Source organism: Clostridium gasigenes, from assembly GCF_017348895.1.
Classification (GTDB): domain Bacteria; phylum Bacillota; class Clostridia; order Clostridiales; family Clostridiaceae; genus Clostridium; species Clostridium gasigenes.
In genome coordinates, this window is the sequence record NZ_CP071376.1 from 1,278,644 (window position 1) to 1,299,310 (window position 20,667).

21 protein-coding genes and 10 tRNA genes are annotated in these 20,667 nt (G+C 29.2%); 24 read left to right on the forward strand and 7 right to left on the reverse strand.

Annotated elements, in window-relative coordinates; translation table 11 throughout:
- The first annotated feature begins 79 nt into the window (after positions 1-79).
- The 3 genes from J1C67_RS06250 (at position 80) to J1C67_RS06260 (ending at position 2,250) form a co-directional block, all read left to right on the forward strand.
- Positions 80-949, forward strand: a complete 870-nt coding sequence (locus tag J1C67_RS06250) for a hypothetical protein (RefSeq protein WP_167867186.1) — start codon at positions 80-82, stop codon at positions 947-949.
- A 235-nt stretch (positions 950-1,184) separates the two neighbouring features.
- Positions 1,185-1,367: a DUF1858 domain-containing protein gene (locus tag J1C67_RS06255; RefSeq protein WP_089972143.1), complete on the forward strand. Its 183-nt coding sequence runs from the start codon at positions 1,185-1,187 to the stop codon at positions 1,365-1,367.
- A gap of 130 nt (positions 1,368-1,497) precedes the next feature.
- On the forward strand, positions 1,498-2,250 hold the full coding sequence (locus J1C67_RS06260) for an acyl-[acyl-carrier-protein] thioesterase (RefSeq protein WP_167867187.1): 753 nt from the start codon (positions 1,498-1,500) through the stop codon (positions 2,248-2,250).
- A gap of 181 nt (positions 2,251-2,431) precedes the next feature.
- Here J1C67_RS06260 and J1C67_RS06265 read toward each other — a convergent pair whose 3' ends face one another.
- Positions 2,432-3,682, reverse strand: a complete 1,251-nt coding sequence (locus J1C67_RS06265; RefSeq protein WP_167867188.1) for a BaiN/RdsA family NAD(P)/FAD-dependent oxidoreductase — start codon at positions 3,680-3,682, stop codon at positions 2,432-2,434.
- 149 nt (positions 3,683-3,831) lie between these two features.
- Between J1C67_RS06265 and J1C67_RS06270 the strand changes: the two genes are divergently transcribed.
- From J1C67_RS06270 to J1C67_RS06320, 11 genes are all read left to right on the forward strand, one after another.
- Positions 3,832-4,422 carry a hypothetical protein gene (locus tag J1C67_RS06270; RefSeq protein ID WP_423738896.1) on the forward strand — a complete coding sequence of 197 codons (591 nt, stop codon included), beginning with the start codon at positions 3,832-3,834 and terminating at the stop codon, positions 4,420-4,422.
- Between the two features lie 132 nt (positions 4,423-4,554).
- Positions 4,555-4,629: transfer RNA gene (locus J1C67_RS06275), tRNA-Glu, on the forward strand.
- Between the two features lie 13 nt (positions 4,630-4,642).
- A tRNA-Val gene (locus J1C67_RS06280) sits at positions 4,643-4,718 on the forward strand.
- Positions 4,719-4,724: 6 nt separating this feature from the next.
- Positions 4,725-4,801, forward strand: a tRNA-Asp gene (locus tag J1C67_RS06285).
- Positions 4,802-4,836: 35 nt separating this feature from the next.
- Positions 4,837-4,911: transfer RNA gene (locus tag J1C67_RS06290), tRNA-Glu, on the forward strand.
- Between the two features lie 14 nt (positions 4,912-4,925).
- A tRNA-Val gene (locus tag J1C67_RS06295) sits at positions 4,926-5,001 on the forward strand.
- Between the two features lie 6 nt (positions 5,002-5,007).
- Positions 5,008-5,084 (forward strand) — tRNA-Asp (locus J1C67_RS06300).
- Positions 5,085-5,114: 30 nt separating this feature from the next.
- A tRNA-Thr gene (locus J1C67_RS06305) sits at positions 5,115-5,190 on the forward strand.
- A 3-nt stretch (positions 5,191-5,193) separates the two neighbouring features.
- Positions 5,194-5,268, forward strand: a tRNA-Glu gene (locus J1C67_RS06310).
- 14 nt (positions 5,269-5,282) lie between these two features.
- Positions 5,283-5,358 (forward strand) — tRNA-Val (locus J1C67_RS06315).
- A 6-nt stretch (positions 5,359-5,364) separates the two neighbouring features.
- Positions 5,365-5,441: transfer RNA gene (locus tag J1C67_RS06320), tRNA-Asp, on the forward strand.
- Between the two features lie 269 nt (positions 5,442-5,710).
- On the opposite strand, the gene J1C67_RS06325 is transcribed toward J1C67_RS06320, so the two are convergent.
- Positions 5,711-6,694, reverse strand: a complete 984-nt coding sequence (locus tag J1C67_RS06325) for an ATP-binding protein (protein WP_167867190.1) — start codon at positions 6,692-6,694, stop codon at positions 5,711-5,713.
- Positions 6,687-7,700 carry a DnaD domain protein gene (locus J1C67_RS06330; RefSeq protein WP_089972132.1) on the reverse strand — a complete coding sequence of 338 codons (1,014 nt, stop codon included), beginning with the start codon at positions 7,698-7,700 and terminating at the stop codon, positions 6,687-6,689. The genes J1C67_RS06325 and J1C67_RS06330 overlap by 8 nt, the downstream gene beginning before the upstream one ends.
- A 197-nt stretch (positions 7,701-7,897) precedes the next feature.
- Between J1C67_RS06330 and J1C67_RS06335 the strand changes: the two genes are divergently transcribed.
- Positions 7,898-9,121, forward strand: coding sequence for a M23 family metallopeptidase (locus J1C67_RS06335; protein ID WP_167867191.1), 1,224 nt, complete (start codon positions 7,898-7,900; stop codon positions 9,119-9,121).
- A 98-nt stretch (positions 9,122-9,219) separates the two neighbouring features.
- Here the strand turns inward: J1C67_RS06335 and J1C67_RS06340 are convergent, their stop codons facing one another.
- The 4 genes from J1C67_RS06340 to J1C67_RS06355 form a co-directional block, all read right to left on the reverse strand.
- The gene (locus tag J1C67_RS06340) at positions 9,220-10,419 is read right to left on the reverse strand and encodes a S8 family serine peptidase (RefSeq protein WP_167867192.1); all 1,200 of its coding nucleotides are present in this window, start codon (positions 10,417-10,419) and stop codon (positions 9,220-9,222) included.
- An 86-nt stretch (positions 10,420-10,505) separates the two neighbouring features.
- Positions 10,506-10,937: a DMT family transporter gene (locus J1C67_RS06345; RefSeq protein WP_167867193.1), complete on the reverse strand. Its 432-nt coding sequence runs from the start codon at positions 10,935-10,937 to the stop codon at positions 10,506-10,508.
- Between the two features lie 122 nt (positions 10,938-11,059).
- The gene (locus J1C67_RS06350; protein WP_089972121.1) at positions 11,060-11,515 is read right to left on the reverse strand and encodes a dUTP diphosphatase; all 456 of its coding nucleotides are present in this window, start codon (positions 11,513-11,515) and stop codon (positions 11,060-11,062) included.
- A 187-nt stretch (positions 11,516-11,702) separates the two neighbouring features.
- Entirely contained in the window at positions 11,703-12,239 is a 537-nt protein-coding gene (locus J1C67_RS06355) for a hypothetical protein (protein WP_089972119.1), read from the reverse strand.
- 147 nt (positions 12,240-12,386) lie between these two features.
- Between J1C67_RS06355 and J1C67_RS06360 the strand changes: the two genes are divergently transcribed.
- The 9 genes from J1C67_RS06360 to J1C67_RS06400 all read left to right on the forward strand — a co-directional run bounded on the left by J1C67_RS06360 (position 12,387) and on the right by J1C67_RS06400 (position 20,365).
- Positions 12,387-12,545, forward strand: coding sequence for a DUF1540 domain-containing protein (locus J1C67_RS06360; protein ID WP_167867194.1), 159 nt, complete (start codon positions 12,387-12,389; stop codon positions 12,543-12,545).
- A gap of 254 nt (positions 12,546-12,799) precedes the next feature.
- Positions 12,800-14,059, forward strand: coding sequence for a UDP-N-acetylglucosamine 1-carboxyvinyltransferase (locus J1C67_RS06365; protein ID WP_089972115.1), 1,260 nt, complete (start codon positions 12,800-12,802; stop codon positions 14,057-14,059).
- 173 nt (positions 14,060-14,232) lie between these two features.
- Positions 14,233-15,024 carry an MBL fold metallo-hydrolase gene (locus J1C67_RS06370; RefSeq protein WP_089972113.1) on the forward strand — a complete coding sequence of 264 codons (792 nt, stop codon included), beginning with the start codon at positions 14,233-14,235 and terminating at the stop codon, positions 15,022-15,024.
- Between the two features lie 18 nt (positions 15,025-15,042).
- Positions 15,043-15,210: a CxxH/CxxC protein gene (locus tag J1C67_RS06375; RefSeq protein WP_207253563.1), complete on the forward strand. Its 168-nt coding sequence runs from the start codon at positions 15,043-15,045 to the stop codon at positions 15,208-15,210.
- A gap of 34 nt (positions 15,211-15,244) precedes the next feature.
- Positions 15,245-15,742, forward strand: coding sequence for an SEC-C metal-binding domain-containing protein (locus tag J1C67_RS06380; protein WP_089972108.1), 498 nt, complete (start codon positions 15,245-15,247; stop codon positions 15,740-15,742).
- Between the two features lie 230 nt (positions 15,743-15,972).
- Complete coding sequence (locus J1C67_RS06385; protein ID WP_167867195.1) at positions 15,973-17,418, forward strand: Hsp20 family protein; 1,446 nt, start codon at positions 15,973-15,975, stop codon at positions 17,416-17,418.
- 98 nt (positions 17,419-17,516) lie between these two features.
- Positions 17,517-17,996, forward strand: a complete 480-nt coding sequence (gene rlmH / locus J1C67_RS06390; protein ID WP_167867196.1) for a 23S rRNA (pseudouridine(1915)-N(3))-methyltransferase RlmH — start codon at positions 17,517-17,519, stop codon at positions 17,994-17,996.
- A 241-nt stretch (positions 17,997-18,237) separates the two neighbouring features.
- Positions 18,238-19,269: a helix-turn-helix domain-containing protein gene (locus tag J1C67_RS06395; RefSeq protein ID WP_167867197.1), complete on the forward strand. Its 1,032-nt coding sequence runs from the start codon at positions 18,238-18,240 to the stop codon at positions 19,267-19,269.
- 652 nt (positions 19,270-19,921) lie between these two features.
- Positions 19,922-20,365 (forward strand): GNAT family N-acetyltransferase, encoded by a 444-nt coding sequence (locus J1C67_RS06400; protein WP_167867198.1) that lies wholly within the window; start codon positions 19,922-19,924, stop codon positions 20,363-20,365.
- The last annotated feature ends 302 nt before the right edge of the window (positions 20,366-20,667 follow it).

Consider the following 20,667-nt stretch of genomic DNA (forward strand, 5'->3'; position numbering starts at 1 on the left):
TTGGGTATTTTATTGTTATAAAGATATAAAAAATGTAATATATTTAAATATATTGATAAAAATAGAGGAGGATTAATAAATGGAATTTAACAAATCGCAATCAAAGTTGAAATTAGGAGAAATAATATCAAAATCTTTTAAATTAGTAGTGGACAATGCTTTAGAAATTTTAAAAATAACTGGTATTTTTTTAGTACCTGTATTTTTAGTGATAATTGGATTATTAGTTGCATTAATATTTGCATTAATTGGAATAATTGGAACGGGAATATATAGGTCAAGCCCAAATGAGTTAATATTAGTATTTTTCAAAATGATTATACCATTATTAATATTTACAATATTAGTAATGGTAGTATCGCTTGTATCATATTTTGGATATGGTATCATAATTAAAGTATTAGGTGATAGATACAAGGGTCAAGATACTGGTTGGAAAGATTCAATGAAGTATGTTTGGGAGAAAAAATGGAGCCTAATAGGAATGAACCTACTTATTTTATTAATATCTTTTGTAGCATATATAGTGATAATGATAGTAAGCAGCATATTAACAGCTGTAACATTTGGAATTGGGTTGATAATTATATTTCCTACATTAATTGCATTAGCCGTAATAGTATCTGCAGTGTTTATGTTATTTAATTCTATGTTAATAACTAAAGATTTAAGAGCTATGGATGCCATTAAACAAACTTTTAGATTATTTAAAAAAGGAAGCTTCTGGACAATGATAGGAAAGTGTGCTGCATTAAGTGGTATTACTAATTTAGCGATCTTAGCAATAGTGTTATTAGCGATGGTTCCTCTTTTAGGAGTTATAGTAGCTATACTAGCAATTGTAGGTCAAGTATATGTTCAAAGCTTCCTAATAGCAGCTTGCAATATAATAGTAATAGAAGATATGGAGCCGCAAGATGGTTTTAGTGAAGTGAATTTTATAGAATAAACGAGAATTTTTAAATAACCCTTTTAATATTTTGTATTAAAGGGGTTATTTTTTATTTGAAAAGGAATAATACTAATAAGGATAGAAAAAACAGTATATTATAAGGCATATATTAAGATATGAAAGTGGTGAATAGTATTAGTATAAAGTAAGTTGACTTTTCAAATTTATAGGAATATAATTATGTGCATATAATAAGTACATTAAAAAAATAATTAAAGGTAGGGTGAAAAATATGATTACTAAAGAAATGACTATAGGTGAAATAATAAGTAAAAATCCAAATGCAACTGAGATACTAATGAGCTTTGGTATGGGCTGCATAGGGTGTCCATCAGCACAATCAGAAAGCGTAGAAGATGCAGCACAAGTACATGGATTAAGCTTAGAAGCTTTATTAGAAGCATTAAATAAATAGGTAAACCAAAACACTCTATAGTTTATAAAAGACTATAGAGTGTTTTTTAGGTTTGAAAAGCAAATTTCTAATATATAAAATATAAAAGAGTATGGTATTATTATATAAAAGAAAAAAATAGGAGGAAAAAATGGGGAAGAAGTTTTCAAAAGATTATGAAATACATTATTATGAGGTTGATTATAGATTACAATCAACTATTACAACCATAGTTAACTTTATGGGGGACATAGGAACAGAACAATCAGAAAAGTTAGGTGTAGGAATGGAGTATTTAATTTCAAAAAATATGACATGGGTATTCTATAAATACGATATAAAGGTTCATAGATATCCTAAATATGGTGAAAAATTAAAAATGGTAACCGAACCTAGCGGTTTTAAAAAATTCTATGCAACTAGAGAGTATACTATTTATGATGAGAATGAGAACAAAATAGTTGAAGCACAAGCTATATTTCTCTTAATAAATACGGATAAGAGAAAAGCTATGAGAGTTCCAGCAGACCAATATGTTATTTATGGAATAGAAGGGGACCTTGGAAAAGATTTTAAAATTGATAGGTTAGAAAAATTAGAAGAGGCTATGTATTCAAAAGAATTTAAAATAAGATATAGTGATATAGATTCAAATAGACATGTAAATAATACTAAATATATAGAATGGGCTATTGAGACGTTACCATTAGAATTAGTTAAAGATTATGAGTTAAAGAGGATTAAGGTAACATTTGAAAAAGAGTGTTTATATGGAGAAGAAGTATGTGTATCAACATCAACAAGAGAAGAAGTTGATGGGACTATAACTAGCATCCATGAAATGGAGAACTCTTCAGGTAAGAAAATTACAGCATTAGTAGGAGAATGGAGAAAAATCAAGTGATCCTTAGCTTAAGGTATTTTTTTTGAACATGACTAAATTAGGGTTTGTATAAAAGGAATACCCTGCGCCATCAGAAGATTAGAAGAATTTATTCATGTATATAAATATTTAATGAAGTTAAAAGACAGAGTATTTAGGTTTTAATTAACCAATCATACTCTGTCTTTTTTTTTATAATTTTCTATTTATTATTATTTGAGATAGCTTTAGCCGCGCAGTAGCCAGAACTCCAAGCCCATTGTAAGTTAAAACCACCACAGTCACCATCTACATCAATAATTTCTCCAGAAAAATATAGATTAGGGATTAATTTGGACTCAAGAGTTTCAGGATTAATATCATTAGTATCAATTCCTCCAATAGTAACTTGAGCTTGAGCAAATCCATTAGTACCTGTGCAAGTAAACTTCCAATGTTTTAAAAGTTTAATTAGTTTAAGTTTTTCTTCCCAGTCTAAATCATAGCAAGGTGTATGTATATTTGAAATACCTGACTCTTTAAGAAGGGTAGGAATTAATTTTTTATTAATAATACCAATTAATGCATCAGAAATAGATCTGTGACAGAAAATAGCTAAATGCCCTTCTATAAAATTAGCAACTTCGTCAGAAGAAAGTGTCGGCATCATATCAACTATAATTTCAACCTTCTTTTTATTTGATAATGCTTTAGAGGCGTAACCTGAAATTTGAAGTATTGGTGGCCCTGATATACCATAGTCAGTAAAAAGAATTTCGCCAAATTCTTTTCTAGATTCAATGCCATTAACTAAAAGTCTTGCAAACCCATCAAACTTTATTCCTGTTAATGATTTTAAGTAAGGGCTTTCTAATTTTAATTGAACAATACTTGGCAAAGGTTCAACCATCTTATGTCCTAGTGTTTTTGATAAATAATAACCTGAACCATCAGAACCTGTTTTTACTGCAGAATTTCCGCCGCAAGCTAATAATAATTTATTACATGTGAATAACTTATACTCTTGATTATCTGTGGATAAATTAAAGTTTTCATTTCTGTGGATAGATTTCAATTTACAACTTGTGTATAACGGAATATTTCTATCATCTAAAGATAATTTTAAAATATCAACAACCGAAGAAGCTTGCAATGATTTTGGATACATTTTTCCATTCTGTAATTCTACTAAAGGTAATCCTAAAGATAAAAAGAATTCCTCTGTATTTTTAACACCAAATGATGATAAGGTTTTTGCATAGAAACCTGTATTTTCACTATGGTAAGAAAGGAAAGGAAAAGATATTGTTTTGTTTGAAATATTACATCTACCATTACCTGTAGCTAGTATTTTTTTCCCTATTCTATCAGTAGCTTCTAAAATAGCTACATCTAAACCAAAGTCTTTAGCGGCTATTGCAGCAATTAAACCTGAGGCTCCGCCGCCAACTATTATTAAATCATGATGTATCATAATTAATTTTCTCCTTAAATTATATAAGATTTGTATTTAGTATCTTAAAAAAATATAGGATTTATCCCAGATTGATATTTTTTTAGATACCCTAAATAAATTCTAACATAGTAATATAAGTTATAAAACTAAGGAATACTATTTTTGAGGTGATAATTTTGAAAGTTAAAGTAACTAATGAAAATAATAGTGATTATAATAAAGAATTTAAAGTTAAAAGGATGAATTATGATCAAACTGTAGTAATTTATCATAATAGAGAAGGTATGGAGCTATTTTTAAATGAAGATGTTGAATTTATTACAGAATCTGAATTAGATGAATTTCTAGTTAAAAATAGAGACTTTTTAAAAATAAGATTAAATAGGGGGATATCAATATCGCTTTATAAAATGTTATTAGAGACTATAGAAGGACAATTAAAAGGTGAGTTTAAATCATTAAATTTATTAAGAGATAAATACTCCGTAAATAAAAGAGGCATTTGGGATAAAGAAATTATATGTGTGATAAATAATAATATCCCAATTAAGATTACCGCAAATGGGCAAAATTTTAAAAAAATTGGATATAACATAAATTTAGAAGAAATAAAAATAGAAGAATTTTCAGATTTATGTAAATTTGAAATAAAAAAAATACAAAAAAATATAAAAGATAAAGAGGGTGCATTATCTAGGTATGGCGAGGCGTTAGAGTGCATAAAACCAGGGGTTAGGGGTGATAAGTTATTAATATGAAATATAAAAAAAAGAGAATAAATACACGAATAATTAATAAATAATTAAAAAAGTGTTGACACTATTTATTATTTTAGGTATTATAGTTTATGTGCTCAGTGCTAACAAGCAAAGAGAAAAAAAACAAAACATGGCTCCTTGGTCAAGCGGTTAAGACACCACCCTTTCACGGTGGTATCAGGGGTTCGATTCCCCTAGGAGTCACCATTTTAAATATTGCGGGAGCATAGCTCAGCTGGGAGAGCATCTGCCTTACAAGCAGAGGGTCACAGGTTCGAGCCCTGTTGTTCCCACCACAATGCGGCTTAGTAGCTCAGTTGGTTAGAGTACCGGCCTGTCACGCCGGGGGTCGAGGGTTCGAGTCCCTTCTGAGTCGCCAATTTAAATTTTAATGTCGTTTAATAAACCTAATATGGCTCCTTGGTCAAGCGGTTAAGACACCACCCTTTCACGGTGGTATCAGGGGTTCGATTCCCCTAGGAGTCACCATTTTTCAATATTGCGGGAGCATAGCTCAGCTGGGAGAGCATCTGCCTTACAAGCAGAGGGTCACAGGTTCGAGCCCTGTTGTTCCCACCACAATGCGGCTTAGTAGCTCAGTTGGTTAGAGTACCGGCCTGTCACGCCGGGGGTCGAGGGTTCGAGTCCCTTCTGAGTCGCCATTTTAAATTTAAAACAATAAGTACTATTATGCTTTGATAGCTCATCTGGTAGAGCAGCTGACTTGTAATCAGCAGGTGGCAGGTTCGATTCCTGTTCAAAGCTCCATATGGCTCCTTGGTCAAGCGGTTAAGACACCACCCTTTCACGGTGGTATCAGGGGTTCGATTCCCCTAGGAGTCACCATTTTTCAATATTGCGGGAGCATAGCTCAGCTGGGAGAGCATCTGCCTTACAAGCAGAGGGTCACAGGTTCGAGCCCTGTTGTTCCCACCATAATGTGGCTTAGTAGCTCAGTTGGTTAGAGTACCGGCCTGTCACGCCGGGGGTCGAGGGTTCGAGTCCCTTCTGAGTCGCCAATTTCATATATGGTACATAGGATAGATTAATGATATAGTAGCTAATTTATAATTAGTAAATTGTAGATTTAAGTCTTATTACTAGCTCCATATATATAAAACACCTTAGATTTATCTAAGGTGTTTTTCGTTATATAGTTATAAGAAAGTAAGGAATTGATTAAGGCATCTTCCAAAAACAGGCTAGCATAGTAGCTTGTTGTTTTTGAAAGATGCCTTAATTCAAATCAATTCTTTATTTATTTGAATGTCCTTTAGAAGATAATATATTATTTTTTTTTAAGATTAATTTGTATTCTTATATCATCAGCATAAAATTTACATAACTTAAAGTTTCCAACTAACCTAGAATAGATTCTTTCACTATAAAGTTTACTTATCATAGGAAGACTTAAATTGGTTGATATAAGCATTTTTTTCTTTTTAAGAATCTTCTTATTTATTAGTGTAAATAGTTCTGTTGCAGAGAATTCAGTTATTTGTTCTGCACCTAAATCATCAATAATTAGTAAATCACAGTTAATAATTAATTCCTCAAGGGCAGAATTATTATTAAAACGTATGTCTCTTAATCCTTTTATAAGCTCATCAGAAGTTTTATAAACAACTAAAAAACCTGCATCTAGTAAATCTTTAGAAATACACCAAGATAAAAATGTTTTTCCAGTACCAGAGTTTCCATAGAATAATAAATTATTATCGTGATTATTAAAATTTGGAATATAATTACCCTTTACTGTTTCTAAAATATTTTCCATATTTCTTCTAGGTGAATATTTATCATCTGCTATTTTATGACTTGAATAAAGATTTATATCAAAGTTATTAAAATTATTATCCTTAACAGCGTCTTCTAAATCAGAATCTTTGTAATATAGTTTTATTAATTTATTTTTATAACAAGAACACTTAGAATTACCTGTACCTATAAAGCCATTATCTTTACATTTATGGCAGTGATAATATAGATTTAGATATTCTTGAGAATAACCCTTAGATACTAGCAATTCATATTTTCTAGCTCTAAGATTAGTGATAGTATCTCTAAGGTTATTAAGATCAGTTTCTGTTAAAGTGCCTTTTAAAATACTTAGGGAAAGATTTAAACAAAATTTTTGTATCTTAGTATCTAATTCAATTATTTCAGGGTGTTTCTTTGAGATTTCATCTCTTCTTTTCTTTAAGTTTTGTTGCTCTGTAGTTCTAAGCTTTTCATATATATTTGATAATTCTTTCTGGTATCCTTTAATCATCGCTATCCCATCCTAACAGTTTTTTCTCAATAGAATCATAATCATAGTCTCTTGCCTCAAAGTTATTGAATCTTAGAGGTGGTTTAGTATTTCCTGTGTTTGCAGCGTTATTAGAATTGCTAAAGTTTTTCTTAGCTGATGCATTTTTAAAGGCAACCTCTTTATTTTCAATAGATTCAATAGTATTTAATTTATCTTTATTCCAACTTGATAAAATACCATCAATATATTTAAAATCAGCTCTATTTAACCTTTGGAAACAAATATTACAAGCTTTCTCAATAATTTCTATTGAGAAATTATAAGTTACAAGCCATTTTTCTAACATTTCCTCTTGAGGTTTCATAAGCTCCATATTTTTAATTCCCAAATAATTAAGTATTTGTTTGATTTTTACCCATTTATCTTCAGTTTGCCTAATATAGTTTTGGGCTTGCTCTATATTTGTTATTTTCATAGTGTGCCATGCCATAGCAACTTTTTCTATATATCTATAATCACTTTTTCCTTTAGATACACAATACTCTATTAAAATGAGTATAAGTTCTGAAGAAAAGTTGAAATCTTTTTGCCAACTAAGATAAGTTGTCATTTCTTTAGGGGATAGAGGTTTAGCTAAAATACCTTCTATATCTCTTAACATTCCTTTAGTACTATCCTCGTTTAAGGCATCTAATAGGTTTATCTCTTTAGAGCTGTTAACAGGATCGTTACTTAAATCACAGAATTCAATATTAAAGTTACCCATTTTATCGATGGGAACAAGTTTTAAAACTCCTTCATCATTCCAGTGATTAAGGGCATTTATAATATCAGATTCTAATAAATTTAAAGAAGATGCCATTATAGAAGCACTGACACCTATTTCTCCAGAGATATTATATTTAAGCATTAATAAATAGACTTTAATAAATTCACCACGAGCCTTTGGCATATATCTCTCAATAAATATATTACTTACTGGAGTAAAATTTAAAGGCTTTGTCTTAAGCATAAATGTGCTCATAATTTTTCGCTACCTTTCTTAAGTAATATTAAAATAGGGACTAATGTATTTATTATAACATTACTAACAATTATTTAAGTTAAGTTAATTATAGCAAAGCAAAGTATAACCCTCAACATAACAATTGAATTATAAAAAGAATATTATAGGAAGAATAGGGAAAAGTAGTAGATGTGCTGTAAAATAATTGTTTAAAAATGAAAGGAGAAAACATGGTTTCTAAAAAGGATATAGTTAGTGCCTCGATACAGTTGGCATTATCAATATTATTACCCCTATTAATAATTATAGTGGTAGATGGTAAGTTTAATAATTTAGAGGCATATATAGACGGAAAAATAATAGGCTATGTAGAAAGCCGAGGAGAAACGGTGAAGGTTTATAATGAATTAATTACAACAATAGGCACAGAATATAAAAATGTTGACATAGAAAAAAATAAGGTTGAATTCAAAAAAATAAAGGATAATACTATATTACTAAGTAATAAGCAAGAAATAGAAAAAGGTATATTAGGATCTATTAACGGTAAAGCGCGTGCGTTTGAATTAAAGATATCAGGAAAGAATTTTGGATATATAAATTCAGATAAAAATGTCAATGACGTATTAAAGCTAGTAACGGATAAATATATAGAATCATTAGATATAGTAAAAGAGGATTTAATATCAGTAGATATTGAATGTAAAATAGATGTAGAAGAAACAACAATAAATATTGCAGATGTAAAAACACAAGATGAAATTTCAAATGAAATATATAAGACTTCTATAAATGAAGATGGGTTATTAAATATAGATATTAAAGTAAAAGAAATTGTAGAAGAAGAAATTCTAGCAGATACTATAACAGTTAATGATGATACTATGTACTTAGGGCAAATAGAAGAAAAAACTGGAAAAAGTGGTAAAAAGATAGTTTCTAAAGAAGTAGTATATAGTAATGGTGAAGTTAGTTATAGCAATGTGTTAAAAGAGGAAGTTTTAGCTTCTGCACAAAATACAGTTGTGCATAGGGGAAGTAAAAATCCTTATGATGATGGTATAGCATTTTTAAGTAGACCAACAAGGGGTGGATTCACTACATCGGATTATGGTGCTAGATGGGAGTCATTCCATAAGGGAATAGATATAGCAGGTAATGTAGGTGATGATGTTATGGCAGCTATTGATGGAGAGGTTACATATGCACAGTATAACGATGGTGGATATGGTAATTTAATAATGATAAAACACGCTGATGAAATGGTTACATATTATGCTCATTTAAGTAATATTCATGTTTCGGTTGGAGATAAAGTAGAAAAAGGTAATGTAATAGGGCTGGTAGGAAATACTGGATTTAGCACGGGGCCTCATTTGCATTTTGAACTTAGAGTTGGTGGAAAAGCAGTTAACCCATCAGAATATTTAATGGGATAAAGAAGCTGAAAAAAATTATAATAGTAACCTATCAATTTTTAGAAGATAATTAAATTATATAAAAAAGGTGACATTATATAAAATAATGCACCTTTTTTTTATTTTTTTGAAAGTATCTTATTTATATCTACCTTTCCATCCCCTTGAAAACTTCGGGGAATATCTAATTCTTCACAAGAAACCTTGAGAAGAGAAACAATATCTTTAAAAGTTAAAGTGGGGTTATTTTCAAATAATAGAGCGCATAAGCCAGATATATAAGCAGCAGCTATAGAAGTCCCACTAAAAGTTTTATAGGATGTTTCTAACTTGTGAGGATATAGTTTTATTCCATTTTTTTCAGAAATATAACTTATATTACTGTTAAGAGAAACAATATCTACACAAGCTGCACATAAATCAGGCTTAGATCCCTTTTTAGATAGTCCAGAAGATGAATAGGTATATGGTTTTAGTGATGAACTAGTATCTAAACCAGATACAGTTATGCAGTTTGTACACAATGCAATACCTGTTAGGGAACCTTCCACATTTTTATTGCTACCGCTAGGAAGAACAGGAACTATTCCTTTAATAGTAAATTGTTCCAATATACTATTGAAACAAGATATTATAAAAGGGTTATAGTGAAGTAATTCAAATGGCAAACAAAGAACTTTTATATTATATTTTTCACTATCTAATAGAATTAATTCTAAAGCATATAATATATCAGATACAAAACCTTTTCCAAGCTTATCAAAGGCTTTGTAACAATGAAGTGTACTTTGTGGGGCAACGCCGCAGTACATTTTATTAGAACGTTCACCACTACCGGCTATTATGCCACAAGTACAAGTTCCGTGACCATTATCATCATAAGGATAATTAAGCCCATCTATTAAATCTATAAAGGATCCAATTTTATTATAAGGAGTCAAGAGATCAGTATGAGGATAAACTCCACTATCGATAACACCTATACCAATTCCTTTGCCTGTTATGTTAGATTTATCAGATAATCTCACCTTGTTTGCAGTTGGAATGCTCATTCCACACAAGAAGAAATATTCATCAAAACAAATATATTCTACTTCTGGGTATTCTAAAAGACGTTCTATTCCTTTAGAATTTAAACGGGCAGAGATTAAATTGTAGCCTTTTATACAATGTAAAACTTCACCTTTATAAGTAGGTATCTTTTTAACTATATTTTCTTGAAAGTTTTTACACTTAATAATCACTCGATAGTTTTTAGTGGATTTAGATGCCATACAGTTTTTAAGATTAAGTTCTAGCTTACTTTTAAATGAGAACATATAAAACTCCTAAAATTAGTCACATTATATAGTATATTAAAATGTTCAATTTTGTTAATGATAAAATAAAAACAATTTTTTGATAATTAACATTTCCATTTAAAGATGAGAATTCCTATTATCATAATTGCAACACCAATAAATTCCTTAGCGTTAAAAGGAATTCTTTTGCTTCCAAAAAGACCCAACGCATCAATAGTAGCAGCGGCAAGTAATTGAGCTACTAAGATAATAGATATACCACAAGTTGCACCAAGAGAACCAATGCTCTTCATTACAGTAAATATAATTATTACTCCGAGTACACCGCCTAAAAGATAAAGTTTGTTAGCTTCTTTAATATTTTTAAAGTTACCCCGTCCAAAGAACATTAAAATAATTAAAGTAAGTGCTAATCCACTAGCTTGAACAAACACATTAGTCTCCCAAGTACCTATTTTTTCCCCAAGCCGGGTATTAAAAACACCTTGTAAACTCATAGAAATACCAGAAATTATTGCAGATATAATTGCCATCATTTTAATTCACCTCAAAGTTAGTATTCCACTTTAAGTATTGAATATGCCTAAGAATCTTTGACTAGTCATTCATTTTACTATTCCTAAAAAAAAAACCTTCTAAATAAATAGAAGGTTTAAAATTATCTTAAGATAAATGATTCTGTAATTTTATTTTCAGAATAACCTAAGGTAATTCCAAGACTGATAAAATCTTCTAAAATTGTTAAGTAATGATCTTTAGAAGATGAAGTTATCAAATCATTTATGTCTATATATAGATTTAAAAATTGGTCGCTTAAACAATAATCATTAGGTAAAGCTTTAATTTCAGTAATATCTGTATAATTACAATCTAAACCTAAGATTAATATTTGACCTAAAAAGTCTAAGTAGTTGTTTAAAATAATCTCTTTGTCAATTTCAGAGTTGCAGTGTAACCAATATGTATGACATTTAGTTTGATCTGCAAGAGAACTAAGTTTAATATATAGTTCAAGATGCTTTCTAGCTGAAAGTTTATATTGGTTTAAATTCTTATCAATAGTAATTTTTTTGTTGTTTTCTCTTTGTGCTTCAAAAAGAGATATAATATTCATAAGTATCCCCCTATTCTTAAGGATTAATCTATTATAGTTTACAAAAATTTTTGAAGAAAGAAAAGAGCAGTAAACGAATACAAAAAAATAAATTTTTAATATTTAAAAAAATGCAAAATAAAAGTGCCTATACAATTAGTATTTAGCACTTTTTAAAAAAATATTACATATTTTTTATAGTTATAAATTAAAACTTTTCTTTTAATTTATAACTTTTAATTAAAGTTTCTTTTTTATTATTAGAAATCTTCCAAAGTTCTATTCTATTTACATATAAAGTATTAAATGTAGATGAGAAATTATCATCATCTGACTTTTTAAAATCTTTAGCAACATAGTTAAGGTTTGCTAAAGCTATGTGCATATTTAAGTCGTTATTATTATAATTTCTTATATTAAAGCCATGTAACTTTAAAGTATCATTCATTAACCTATTAAGTCTTTTTATATATCCTATATCTTCTATTTTTATATTCAGAGTTTTATTAACTTCTGAAATACAAGCTATATTAGATACTTCAACTGTAAAGATTTTATAAGGTTTAAGAATTTTCTCTACAACTAAATCTAATTTATCAAGATTAGGGTTTTCTAATGCTTCTATAGGTATATAAGGTATAGGTGAATTTCTATTAGCTCTATATTTTTTAGAAAGATTTCTTTGAATAGGATTTAAATTTTTGTAAGATTCATCATCAAACAATGCCACTAAGTAATATCTCATAGATTTAACCTCTCAAGTTAAATTTGTTTATAGTTTAATCTATAAACTATATATAAATTATAACATAGTGATATAAAAAGCGTTAGAATAATTTTAAGCAAATAGAACATAATAAATATATCTTAGTAAAGAAAGGTGTGATTACAAATGGAAAAAAATAATTCTATTAAATGTGATATAAACCAATGCAAATATCACTATAAAGCTGAAGCCTATTGTTCATTAGAACAAATACAAGTAGGAACACATGAAAAAAATCCTACAGTGGTAGAATGTACAGATTGTAAATCTTTCGTGTTAGACTAATATAATCAAAAAAATTACAAAAAAAAACAATAAAAGCTATGATGATTTTTCATCATAGCTTTTATTATTAACTAAATGAGAATTTTGGAAGAAAAAGTGTATATAAATAAGTTTGATTTATGTTATAATAGATAAAGTAGATTTATTAATTATGTAAGTTAATAAAATAAAGATACTTTTTATAAGAAAAAATGGATAACAGTTAGAAGAATAGGAAAGATTAATATATATAAAGTATGATAAGGGTGAAGCGGATGGAAAGATTAGTTATAAATGGAGGAAAAGTTCTAAAAGGATCGGTAAATATAACTGGTGCTAAAAATGCAGCAGTGGCTATTTTACCAGCGGCTATAATAGCAAGCGAGGGCAAATGTATAATAGACAATATACCAGACATAGAAGATGTACATTGTTTAGAAAGAATACTTTTAAGTTTAGGGTGTATTGTTAAAAAAATAGACAATAATACTCTAGAAATTGATGCTACAAATGTAAATAATTTAGACGCATGTACCGAAGATGTAAGAAGGATGAGAGCGTCTTACTATTTTATTGGAGCATTATTAACTAGATTTAAAAAAGCAAGAGTTGAACTTCCAGGGGGATGCCCTATAGGAGTGAGACCAATAGATCAACATATAAAAGGATTTGAAGCATTAGGTGCAGAAGTTGTAATAGAACATGGAGCAGTTATAATTAATGCGAAAGAACTTAAAGCGGCTAATATATTCTTTGATGTTGTTTCAGTAGGAGCTACAATAAACGTAATGATAGCAGCTACTTTAGCAGAAGGAACTACTGTACTTGAAAATGTAGCGAAAGAACCTCATGTTGTAGATGTGGCTAACTTCTTAAATACTATGGGCGCTGATGTAAAAGGTGCTGGAACAGATATAATAAGAGTTAGAGGCGTAGAAAAATTAACAGGATGTAACTATAGTGTTATACCAGATCAAATTGAAGCTGGAACATTTATGATAGCAGCAGTGGCAACAAGAGGCGATGTAACTATTTCAAATGTAATACCAAAGCATTTAGAATCAATAAGTGCGAAACTTATTGAAATGGGAGCTACGGTAGAAGAAGGCGATGATAGTGTAAGAGTAACAGTTGAAGGGGAACTTAAGGGTGTTAACGTTAAAACAGCACCATATCCAGGTTTTCCAACAGATGTACAACAACCTATGGCAGCACTTTTAAGTATTGTCCCAGGAAAGAGCTTAATTTCAGAAAGTATATGGGAAAACAGACATAAGCACGCAGATGAACTTAATAAAATGGGTGCAAATATTAAAGTTGAAGGTAGAACGGCCATAATAGAAGGCTGTGAATCATTAGTTGGAGCTTTAGTTACAGCTACTGATTTAAGAGCTGGAGCAGCTATGGTTATAGCTGGGTTAATGGCTAAAGGAAAGACTGAAATAGTTGAAATAGAGCATATTGACAGAGGATACCCACATATAGAAGATAAGTTTAGAGAATTAGGTGCAGATATAAGAAGAGAAGTTAGATAAGGGAGCTAGAAGAAAATAACAAGTCAAAGATTTATAGGATATTTTGTGCTAGGTTAAGAACAATAAACAACAGATAGTAAGTCTATGTGTTCTTATTGTAATGCGGCATAGTGCAAGATAGACCAAAATCTGACTAGTTATTTTTTAAAGAGCCCTATACGGGGGTAAAATAAATGAAATTTTGCTCGTTATATAGTGGAAGTAGTGGAAATAGTATTTTTATTGCTTCTGAAAAGGCTAAAATATTAATAGATGCAGGGTTACCAGGAAAAAAAATAGATGAAGCGCTAAGAAGTATAGAGCAAAATTCAGATAGTATAGATGGAATCTTTATAACTCATGAGCATTCAGATCATATAAAAGGCGTAGGCGTATTATCAAGGAAGTATGATATTCCTATATATGCAAACGCTAATACCTGGGCAGCTATGGAATCTAATATAGGTAAAATAAAAGAACATAACATAAAAATAATGGATAGAAGATCTACTCTTCAAATAAAAGATTTAGAAATAAAATCTTTTAATATACCTCATGATGCAGTTGCAGCAGTTGGATATACAGTTCATTCAAATGGTAAACAAGCTAGCGTGACTACAGATTTTGGAGTATATACTGAAGAAATAAGAGATAATATAAAAGACTCACAAGTATTGTTACTTGAGAGCAATCATGATGTTAACATGTTAAAGTATGGACCATATCCTTATAACTTAAAAAGAAGAATTTTAAGCGAAGTAGGACATTTATCTAATGAAGATTGTGGAAAAGTAATTGTTGATATACTTAAATATGGTATTGGAAAAAGAGTGTTATTAGGCCATTTAAGTGGAACTAATAATAATCCTGATTTAGCATATCAAACAGTACTAAGTGTTCTACAAGAAAATAGTATAGAACAAAATAAAGATATCTACTTAGCTATGGCAAGTAGACATAATCCAAGTAACATAATAGAATTTTAGTTAATGAAGGTGGTTTATATGAGTAATAATAAAATTATTTATTCTTGTTTAGAGCATGTAGAAGAGGCTATGGATGATATCGTTAATCTGCAAGAGACATTTCCGATAATAGAAACGTGTATTAATGAAAAATGTAACTATTGTAATAACACTTCGGATTATGAACTAAAAGTAAATAGTAAATAATTTAAATAAAAAAGCAAGAAGAGGAGAAAATAGTATGAGTTTATATAAGCAATGGACAGAAATGGTAACTGAATATGTTAAAGTTAAAGGGGAAGAAGCTTTTTGGGAAGAATACATGCAAGTAGAAACGGCTATATATAAAGATATATTAGCTAATCATAGTGGTTCAATGAAATTAGTAATTTCAGAAGCTGCAAAAAAATACAATACAACTGAAGAGTTTGTTATGGGATTCACAGATGGAATCAATGATAGCTTAAACAAATCATATGATTTAGAAACTATAAAGAACACAGAGGAATTAGTTTTAGACATTAATCTAGAAAAATTATATTATAATATGTTAGATGCTAAGGCTGAGTATTTATATACACTTCCACAATGGGAAGCTATATTCTCAGACGAAAAGAGAAAAGAAATTAAAAAACAATATAATGGATCTGTAATTGTAAGAAATGAAAATAAAATAGGTAGAAATGACCCTTGTACTTGCGGAAGCGGTAAGAAGTATAAGAAGTGTTGTGGTAAATAATAATAAACTATCGAATAGTTTATAGAGCTCTGCATATGCAGAGCTCTATTTTTATATAATTAATTATAATAAAGAGAAGGAATCTTAAAAAAATAACAAGCTAATATGCATCGCGCAATGACTTGTTATTTTTGAAAATGACTTATGTTTAGTAAAGAAGACCTTTTGTGTCAAAAACCATTTAATAGAATAGGTATATAGTGTATAGAAATTTAAATTAGGAGAAAGATATGGCTGGGATGTTTCCCTTTATAATTAATAATATGTTAGGCGGTATGCTTAACGGTCAAGGAAATAATAATATAGTAAGTATGTTAGGAGGAATGTTAGGTAATCAGGGTAATAATAATATGGGTGGAAATAGCCAAGGAAATGGTAATAATATAATGAATATGATAAGTGGGATGATGGGGAATCAAGGTAATAATAATATGGGTGGAATGGGTAATAGCCAAGGAAATAATAATAATATAATGAATATATTAAGTGGAATGATGGGGAATCAAGGGAATAATAATATGGGTGGAATGGCTAATAGCCAAGGAAGTAGTAATAATATAATGAATATGATAAGCGGAATGATGGGTAGTCAAGGGAATAATAATATGGGTGGAATGGCTAATAACCAAGGAAGTAGTAATAATATAATGAATATGATAAGTGGAATGATGGGGAGTCAAGGAAATAATAATATGAGTGGAATGGCTAACAACCGGGGCAATAACAATAATATAATGAGTATGATAAGCGGAATGATGGGTAGTCAAGGAAATAATAATATGGGTGGAGTGGCTAATAGACAAGGGAATAATAATAATATAATGAATATGATAAGCGGAATGATGGGCAGTCAAGGAAATAATAATATGAGTGGAATGGCTGACAACCAGGGAAATAATAATAACATGATGAATATGTTAAGCGGCATGATGGGCAGTCAAGGAAATAATAATATGGGTGGTGTGGCTAACAAACAGAGAAATAATAATATTGGAACTATGACTAATAATCAGGGAACTAATAATAATATAATGAATATGATAAACGGGATAATGGGTAATCAAGAAAATAATATAAGTGGTAATAATAAAAAAAATAGAGCTGTAAGTAAAGGTAATATGAAGAGTAGGCATGAAAAAAATAATAAAACTAGTCATGGATCTAATGATAGTAATAACGGCTTTGCTAATGAGTTTAATGAATTATTCAATCAAACATTTTCGGCTGTAATCAATAATCAGGATATTATAGAAAATATAGTAGATACTGTTTTAAATAGTGATTTAGTAGGTGGTATGATTGAAGAAATTGAGAAAATAGATGGTATGAATATAGAGTTAAAGGCTTATGAGGATAGATATTTAATTGAAGGAAAGCTACCTGGAGTAAATAAAAAGGATATAGATTTGGATTATGAGGAAGAAACATTAACTGTAAGAGTAAAGAATAATCAATTTTTTACAAATGGCAAAAATAAAATGGTAGCAATAATACAACCCAATTCCGATATTGAAAAGAAGTTTATAATTAATGATGTTGACATAAATAGAATTTCAGCAGTATTTAAATCGGATATATTAAGTATATATTTACCTAAGAATAAAAAAGAAGTTGATATAACGCCTGTAATAGATGTTGATAATTATATATCGGGCGAAGAAAATATGATAATATAATATTAGGGATATTCAAAAAAATAACAATCCAATAGATATGTAGCTTGGATTGTTATTCTTTTGAATGTCCATTAGTAACAACAACGGAGGAAAAGGATATGAATATAACGGTAATTACAGTTGGAAAGCTTAAGGAGCGGTACTTAAAAGAAGCAATAGATGAATACTCAAAAAGATTAAGCAGATATTGTAAATTAGATATAATAGAATTATCAGATGAAAAAACACCAGATAATGCTTCTGAAAAGGAAGAAATTCAGATAAAAGAAAAAGAAGGCCAGCTTATACTATCAAAAGTGAGAGAAAACGCCTATGTGGTAGCTATGGATTTAAACGGGAAACATATAAATTCAGAAGAATTTTCGGGGTTCATACAAAATTGCGGGGTAATGGGTAACTCGAATATAACCTTTATAATAGGGGGAAGCCTAGGGCTATCACAAGATGTAATAAAAAGAGCAAACTATAAACTATGCTTTTCAAAAATGACATTTCCGCATCAGTTATTTAGAGTAATGTTATTAGAACAAGTATATAGAGCATTTAGAATAATGAAAAATGAGCCGTATCATAAGTAACGGAGTTTTTTAGCCTTAACCATTGATATAACGTGGTTAAGGCTATATTTGCAAGTGGAAATACTGTATCACAAGTAAGATGCTAAATATTTTTATTAGGAAAATTAAATTAACTAATAGTTAATTTTTATGAATAAAAGATGAAAATGCTTCAATTGTTTAAATTATATAGCTTTGATATCATTTAATTAACGAAGGCCTAAGTTAATTAAATGTATAAATAAATGGAGGAGTTGATTTTATGAAAATAAGTGAGGTTATTAGAAATTATAGAAAAAAAGAAAATCTTACTCAAGAGCAAGTTGCTAACTATTTAAATATAAGTGCACCAGCAGTAAATAAGTGGGAAAAAGGAATATCATATCCAGATATAACACTGCTAGCACCTATTGCACGTATTCTAAAAATTGATGTTAATACTTTATTAGCATTTAATGAGGAATTAACAGATGCGGAAGTAAAAAATCTTACAAAAGAGGTAGGTGAAATGGCATCAAAAGAGGGATTCCAAAAGGCTTTTGAAAAGGCCAGTGATTTAATTAAACAATATCCAAGTTGTGATGAGTTGATATATTGGATATCAACAGTATTAAGAATACATTTATTGGGGCCTCAAATTGAGGAAAAAGGTAAATATAAAAGAAAAATCATTGCTTGGCTTGAACTTGTAGCGGCAAGCAGTAAAGAAAAGACAGCTTCTATGGCAAAATTAGATTTATCTGCAATGTATAGGGAGAAAAAAGAGTATAAAAAAGCTCAAGAAGTATTGGATAAAATTCCAGAAGTAGAGGTGGATAAAAAAATTCAACAGGCATTATTATTTGAAAGTAGTGGGAAAATTGATGAGGCTTATGGCATTTATGAAGAAAAATTAAGGAATAACGCTCATGAAACATTTGCTGCTTTATCTTTTATAATAAATCTGTTATATAAAGAAAAGAAATTTATTGAAGCAGAAGAATACATAGAGCGTGCTAAAAATGTTTCTGAAGTATTTGATCTTGGAGCATACCATAAATATCAATTAGATTTATCTTTAGCAAGAGAAAAACAGGATAAAGAAAAAGCTATAGAAATGATTATAAATATGGTGAATGAAGCAAGTAGCATGAATGATTCCCAGAAGTCAAAACTATATAAGCATATGAAATTTAATGTGACCAACAGTTGGGACAAAGATAAATATGAACGATTAGTAAAAGGGGCAATTAAAAAAGACAAAACCCTTGATTTTATCAAAAATGATTCTAGGATAAAATTTCTGTTGGAATAACACTAAAGTTGGTAAAAAGAGTTGAGTGTATCCTTTTTCAATGAAAAAAACTATATCACTTGAACATGATTAATGACGGATATTTTATGTATAAGTAACACTATAAATGTTAATAGTGCTAATAAAAAAATCCACCAGTAAATAGTAATATTAAAACGTCATTACTCATTAAGTATAACATCCATTCATAAAAGAGGTAAGTGATACCATTAGCCTATGATTAACTATTAAATTGTGCTTTAGAATTATACCATAATTATGTAGAATGTATACATAAGAATAAAATGGAAAAACCTCACTTATAGTAGTTACGGTGAACCTTATCATAAATAAATGAGGTTTATAGACTTAGGTATTGATATGACTTGCCTAGGGTTATTTTTATAAGTAATAATATTAAGTAAAAGACAAATAGGAATTTATCAACTAGTTTAAATCCACTATTGCTTAAAAGTTAATTCTATGATACTATGTGTAATAATTAAATAATATGATGCTTATTCTTATCCCCGGGTAAGAATGTTAAAAAGCACTGAGTCTTATTCCATTAGGGCCTTTTTAAGGAGGAATAAGACTCAGTGTTTTTGTGTTTATTAGGGGAATTTAAGTATTATATTAAAATCTAATATTTGATGTAGATGGAGGTAATTTAATGAATTGGAACATTAAAAAATTTAATCAATTTAAGGTTGAAGAAATATACAAAATTTTAGCATTAAGAAATAAAGTATTTATTGTAGAACAGGAGTGTGCATACCTTGACTGTGATGATAAAGATTTAAAATCATATCATCTATTTTCTGAAGAAAATGGAGAAGTGGTTGCATACCTAAGAATTTTGGAGAAGGGAGTTTCTTACGATGAAATATCAATAGGAAGAGTAGCCGTAAAAAAAAATTATCGTGGTAAAGGAATTTCAAGAGAGATGATGTTAAAAGCTATTGAGTTTATAGAAAACAATTTAAAAGAAGAAACTATTAAAATTCAAGCACAAGTATATTTGCTAAATTTTTATAGTAGTCTTGGCTTTAAAGCAGTTTCAGAAGAATATCTAGAGGATAATATTCCACATATAGATATGATATATAAAAAATAAATGATGTAATCAAATATAGCTACTATCAATTTATCACAATATAGTAATCTTTTTGTATTAAGGAGGGCAATATTATAACTAAAGAGTATAATTATTTACCAGAAGAATCAAAAAAATAAGAAATGAGGTGTTTGTTAAAAGACAACTTAACTATTGAAATTTCAAGCATCAATATATCAAATATTTTATTTGGATTAGTTGTAGTTGGTATTGAAGGGGGATATATTATTATGTATCGTTTTGAATGGAAAATAAGCAAAAGGTGCTCTTATAGCCAATATATGCATAGCAACCCTTCTTTT